3 protein-coding genes, 1 other RNA gene and 3 pseudogenes are annotated in these 5,522 nt (G+C 49.1%); 5 read left to right on the top strand and 2 right to left on the bottom strand.

Going from position 1 to position 5,522, the window contains the following annotated elements:
- The 5 genes and pseudogenes from BFF42_RS10375 to rnpB form a co-directional block, all read left to right on the top strand.
- Positions 1 to 351: pseudogene (locus tag BFF42_RS10375) on the top strand (IS1-like element IS1B family transposase); the annotation flags it as partial.
- A gap of 1 nt (position 352) precedes the next feature.
- On the top strand, positions 353 to 1,126 hold the full coding sequence (gene garL, locus BFF42_RS10370; protein ID WP_000445064.1) for a 2-dehydro-3-deoxyglucarate aldolase: 774 nt from the start codon (positions 353 to 355) through the stop codon (positions 1,124 to 1,126).
- Between the two features lie 29 nt (positions 1,127 to 1,155).
- Complete coding sequence (gene garR / locus BFF42_RS10365) at positions 1,156 to 2,046, top strand: 2-hydroxy-3-oxopropionate reductase (protein ID WP_001303675.1); 891 nt, start codon at positions 1,156 to 1,158, stop codon at positions 2,044 to 2,046.
- Positions 2,047 to 2,142: 96 nt separating this feature from the next.
- Positions 2,143 to 3,288, top strand: a complete 1,146-nt coding sequence (garK, locus tag BFF42_RS10360) for a glycerate 2-kinase (protein WP_039059552.1) — start codon at positions 2,143 to 2,145, stop codon at positions 3,286 to 3,288.
- Positions 3,289 to 3,320: 32 nt separating this feature from the next.
- An RNA gene (gene rnpB, locus BFF42_RS10355) (RNase P RNA component class A) lies at positions 3,321 to 3,697 on the top strand.
- A gap of 387 nt (positions 3,698 to 4,084) precedes the next feature.
- Here rnpB and BFF42_RS10350 read toward each other — a convergent pair.
- A pseudogene (locus tag BFF42_RS10350) lies at positions 4,085 to 5,148 on the bottom strand (hypothetical protein); the annotation flags it as partial.
- Position 5,149: 1 nt separating this feature from the next.
- Positions 5,150 to 5,522: pseudogene (locus BFF42_RS10345) on the bottom strand (IS1-like element IS1X2 family transposase); the annotation flags it as partial.

Below are 5,522 nucleotides of genomic sequence, written 5' to 3'. Positions count from 1 at the left end.
GCTAAATCGCGCCAGCGCTGGCTGTTTTACGCGTATGACAGGCTCCGGAAGACGGTTGTTGCGCACGTATTCGGTGAACGCACTATGGCGACGCTGGGGCGTCTTATGAGCTTGCTGTCACCCTTTGACGTGGTGATATGGATGACGGATGGCTGGCCACTGTATGAATCCCGCCTGAAGGGAAAGCTGCACGTAATCAGCAAGCGATATACGCAGCGAATTGAGCGGCATAACCTGAATCTGAGGCAGCACCTGGCACGGCTGGGACGGAAGTCGCTGTCGTTCTCAAAATCGGTGGAGCTGCATGACAAGGTCATCGGGCATTATCTGAACATAAAACACTATCAATAAGTTGGAGTCATTACCTGTTTTCCCGAATAAATTCAAAGCCGCACTGGCTGCGAAACAGGTACAAATTGGTTGCTGGTCAGCACTCTCTAACCCGATTAGCACTGAAGTTCTTGGTTTGGCTGGGTTTGACTGGCTGGTGCTGGATGGCGAACATGCGCCAAACGATATTTCCACGTTTATTCCGCAGTTAATGGCCCTGAAAGGCAGCGCCAGCGCGCCAGTAGTGCGAGTGCCGACCAACGAGCCGGTAATTATTAAGCGTCTTCTGGATATCGGTTTCTATAACTTCCTGATTCCTTTTGTAGAAACAAAAGAGGAAGCAGAGCAGGCGGTGGCATCAACTCGTTACCCGCCGGAAGGCATTCGCGGCGTCTCCGTTTCTCACCGCGCCAATATGTTTGGCACCGTGGCGGATTATTTCGCTCAGTCGAACAAGAACATCACTATTCTGGTCCAGATAGAAAGTCAGCAGGGCGTAGATAACGTCGATGCTATTGCCGCTACCGAAGGTGTAGACTGTATCTTCGTCGGCCCCAGCGATCTGGCTGCGGCATTGGGCCATCTCGGCAATGCCTCGCATCCGGATGTACAAAAAGCAATTCAGCATATTTTTAACCGTGCCAGTGCGCACGGCAAACCCAGCGGTATTCTCGCGCCGGTCGAAGCCGATGCGCGTCGTTATCTGGAATGGGGCGCGACGTTTGTGGCTGTCGGCAGCGATCTTGGCGTCTTCCGCTCTGCCACTCAGAAACTGGCTGATACCTTTAAAAAATAACCACCACCGCAACAAGAGAGATGATTGATATGACTATGAAAGTTGGTTTTATTGGCCTGGGGATTATGGGTAAACCAATGAGTAAAAACCTTCTGAAAGCAGGTTACTCGCTGGTGGTTGCTGACCGTAACCCAGAAGCTATTGCTGACGTGATTGCTGCAGGTGCAGAAACAGCGTCTACGGCTAAAGCGATCGCTGAACAGTGCGACGTCATCATAACCATGCTGCCAAACTCCCCTCATGTGAAAGAGGTGGCGCTGGGTGAGAATGGCATTATTGAAGGCGCGAAGCCAGGTACGGTATTGATCGATATGAGTTCTATCGCACCGCTGGCAAGCCGTGAAATCAGCGAAGCGCTGAAAGCGAAAGGCATTGATATGCTGGATGCTCCGGTGAGCGGCGGTGAACCGAAAGCCATCGACGGTACGCTGTCAGTGATGGTGGGCGGCGACAAGGCTATTTTCGACAAATACTATGATTTGATGAAAGCGATGGCGGGTTCCGTGGTGCATACCGGGGAAATCGGTGCAGGTAACGTCACCAAACTGGCAAATCAGGTCATTGTGGCGCTGAATATTGCTGCGATGTCAGAAGCGTTAACGCTGGCAACTAAAGCGGGCGTTAACCCGGACCTGGTTTATCAGGCAATTCGCGGTGGGCTGGCGGGCAGTACCGTGCTGGATGCCAAAGCGCCGATGGTGATGGACCGCAACTTCAAGCCGGGCTTCCGCATTGATCTGCATATTAAGGATCTGGCGAATGCGCTGGATACTTCTCACGGCGTCGGCGCGCAACTGCCGCTCACAGCTGCGGTTATGGAGATGATGCAGGCACTGCGTGCAGATGGTTTAGGAACGGCGGATCATAGCGCTCTGGCGTGCTACTACGAAAAACTGGCGAAAGTCGAAGTTACTCGTTAATGACGTCGTGCCCGGATGGCGTATTGCAATCCGGGCCTGGAATCCACGCCGAATAAGAGAAACGCCCTCCGGCGTCATGTGGTAACAGGCATAGGTATGAAAATCGTAATCGCCCCAGACTCTTATAAAGAAAGTTTATCTGCCAGCGAGGTTGCGCAGGCGATAGAAAAAGGATTTCGGGAAATTTTTCCTGATGCACAGTACGTTTCTGTTCCGGTTGCCGACGGTGGCGAAGGAACGGTGGAAGCGATGATTGCAGCCACCCAGGGTTCCGAACGTCACGCCTGGGTTACAGGGCCGTTGGGCGAGAAAGTGAATGCCAGTTGGGGGATCTCCGGCGATGGCAAAACCGCGTTTATTGAAATGGCGGCGGCCAGTGGGCTGGAGCTGGTACCTGCGGAAAAACGCGATCCACTCGTGACCACTTCACGCGGCACAGGCGAGTTAATCCTGCAGGCGCTGGAGAGCGGTGCGACAAACATTATTATCGGCATTGGCGGCAGCGCTACAAATGATGGCGGCGCAGGCATGGTACAGGCGCTGGGGGCGAAATTATGCGACGCCAACGGCAATGAAATTGGTTTTGGCGGCGGTAGTCTTAATACTCTGAATGATATTGATATTTCCGGCCTCAATCCGCGCTTAAAAGATTGCGTCATTCGCGTCGCTTGTGATGTCACCAATCCGCTGGTGGGCGATAACGGCGCATCGCGCATCTTTGGCTCACAAAAGGGAGCCAGTGAAGCGATGATTGTTGAGCTGGACAATAACCTCTCTCACTATGCCGAGGTCATTAAAAAAGCGCTGCATGTTGATGTGAAAGATGTCCCCGGCGCAGGAGCTGCGGGCGGTATGGGCGCGGCGCTGATGGCGTTTCTTGGTGCGGAACTGAAAAGTGGTATTGAAATCGTCACTACGGCGCTGAATCTGGAAGAACATATTCACGATTGTACGCTGGTGATCACCGGTGAAGGGCGTATTGACAGCCAGAGTATTCACGGCAAGGTACCGATTGGTGTCGCAAACGTGGCGAAGAAGTACCATAAACCGGTGATTGGCATTGCGGGTAGCCTGACCGATGATGTTGGCGTTGTACATCAGCATGGCATTGATGCGGTCTTCAGCGTATTGACCAGCATAGGTACGTTGGACGAAGCATTCCGCGGGGCTTATGACAATATCTGCCGTGCTTCACGTAATATCGCCGCGACACTGGCGATTGGAATGCGCAACGCGGGGTGACAAGGGCGCGCAAACCCTCTATACTGCGCGCCGAAGCTGACCAGACAGTCGCCGCTTCGTCGTCGTCCTCTTCGGGGGAGACGGGCGGAGGGGAGGAAAGTCCGGGCTCCATAGGGCAGGGTGCCAGGTAACGCCTGGGGGGGAAACCCACGACCAGTGCAACAGAGAGCAAACCGCCGATGGCCCGCGCAAGCGGGATCAGGTAAGGGTGAAAGGGTGCGGTAAGAGCGCACCGCGCGGCTGGTAACAGTCCGTGGCACGGTAAACTCCACCCGGAGCAAGGCCAAATAGGGGTTCATAAGGTACGGCCCGTACTGAACCCGGGTAGGCTGCTTGAGCCAGTGAGCGATTGCTGGCCTAGATGAATGACTGTCCACGACAGAACCCGGCTTATCGGTCAGTTTCACCTGATTTACGTAAAAACCCGCTTCGGCGGTTTTTTGCTTTTGGAGGGGCAGAAAGATGAATGACTGTCCACGACACTATACCCAAAAGAAAGCGGCTTATCGGTCAGTTTCACCTGATGTACGTAATAAACCGTTCCGGCGGGTTTCAGATTGTTGAGTGCGCTTTATTCATGCCGGATGCGGCGTGAACGCCTTATCCTGCCTACAAAAGCACGCAAATTCAATATATTGCAGAGCTGGCGTAGGCCTGATAAGCGTAGCGCATCAGGCATTTTTGCGGTTGCCATCAGTTTCAAACCCGCGTCAGTGAGTTTTTGCTTTTGGTGCACAGGGTAAGATGAATGAATATCTACGGTATTAATTATAGATTTTGTAAGAAGTTATTAAGTCTATATTGCATTTAAAAGGTCGTAATCATACGTATATTCCTCTCTGGTAAAATATAGATTCCCTGAGTTATATGCTTCATATGCGTTATATTCTTCGACTTCAAAGCCATTGTCCGAAGAATTTTCGTCTTTCTCGAGGGTATTAACTCTTCTGAGCTGGAGTCTTCTATGTTTAAATCCATAGTATAATTAATTTGGGGGACGACCAGATAAGCATTTTCTTTGATATTTTCATAATCTTCAATGATTATATCGATGTAATCATATATTTTTTTTGATGAGAATTCTTTCATCTTTGGTAATTTAATTCTGTTCAAGCAATTGTTGATTTTCGATGAGCTTTTATATATTTCTTTTGTTAATTCATTTTCTAATTTATCTGTAAGAGTTGCCCTTGGTATAGATTTTATAATTGCAAATCTCATAATTTTTAATTGTTCTTCGGTAATGTCCCCAAGCTCATTTAAACAACTTTCGACAAACTTGATTTTTTCTTCAGAATACATATCGCTAATACTTATTAAAACAGGCGTTATTTTTAGTAAATAATCCCAGGAGATTGTGGCGTTTTGTGTTGAACTAACAAAATTAACCTGAAACATGTTGGCATTAGTAAAATTTGTTGAATCCAATTTAAAAGGATTTAGAATAGTATTAGCCATATGTTTATCTGTGAAATCATAATAATCTAAATCGACATTACGTAAGTCCAGAGAGGATAGATCAACTATATCTCCAGTCCCACAACTAAAGATTACGTTCAACCTCCTGATTTCATTGTAAATATCTTTTAATGGACAATTAACATTGATATTGCCTGTAGATATTTCCTGGTTTTTTAACGGTTCATTAATGGTAAGTTCGCAGGTATTGTCCGATCGTTGAATAATTTGGGCGTTATAACCTAAAAAATCCAGACGAAGAAACGAGTCATTATAAAGAATTACATTTTGTAAGTACGCTAATTCTTTTTGAAAATCACCAGTGATAATGCATTTTCCACCTGGTTGTAACGCGTTAAGTAAAGTGACCATTTGAATAGAGGTCTGTGGTAATGACTCCAACTTATTGATAGTGTTTTATGTTCAGATAATGCCCGATGACTTTGTCATGCAGCTCCACCGATTTTGAGAACGACAGCGACTTCCGTCCCAGCCGTGCCAGGTGCTGCCTCAGATTCAGGTTATGCCGCTCAATTCGCTGCGTATATCGCTTGCTGATTACGTGCAGCTTTCCCTTCAGGCGGGATTCATACAGTGGCCAGCCATCCGTCATCCATACCACGACCTCAAAGGCCGACAGCAGGCTCAGAAGACGCTCCAGTGTGGCCAGAGTGCGTTCACCGAAGACGTGCGCCACAACCCTCCTCCGTATCCTGTCATACGCGTAAAACAGCCAGCGCTGACGTGATTTAGCACCGACGTAGCCCCACTGTTCG

Origin of the sequence: Shigella sp. FC1661, from assembly GCF_001712525.1 — a bacterium.
In the GTDB taxonomy this organism is placed as follows: Bacteria; Pseudomonadota; Gammaproteobacteria; order Enterobacterales; family Enterobacteriaceae; genus Escherichia; species Escherichia coli.
This window is presented reverse-complemented; position numbering and strand designations above follow the sequence as displayed.

Excerpts from the sequence above, each read along its gene's own strand:
- garR (WP_001303675.1), top strand. The coding sequence starts at position 1,156 with ATGACTATGAAAGTTGGTTTTATTGGCCTGGGGATTATGGGTAAACCA.
- garK (WP_039059552.1), top strand. The coding sequence starts at position 2,143 with ATGAAAATCGTAATCGCCCCAGACTCTTATAAAGAAAGTTTATCTGCC.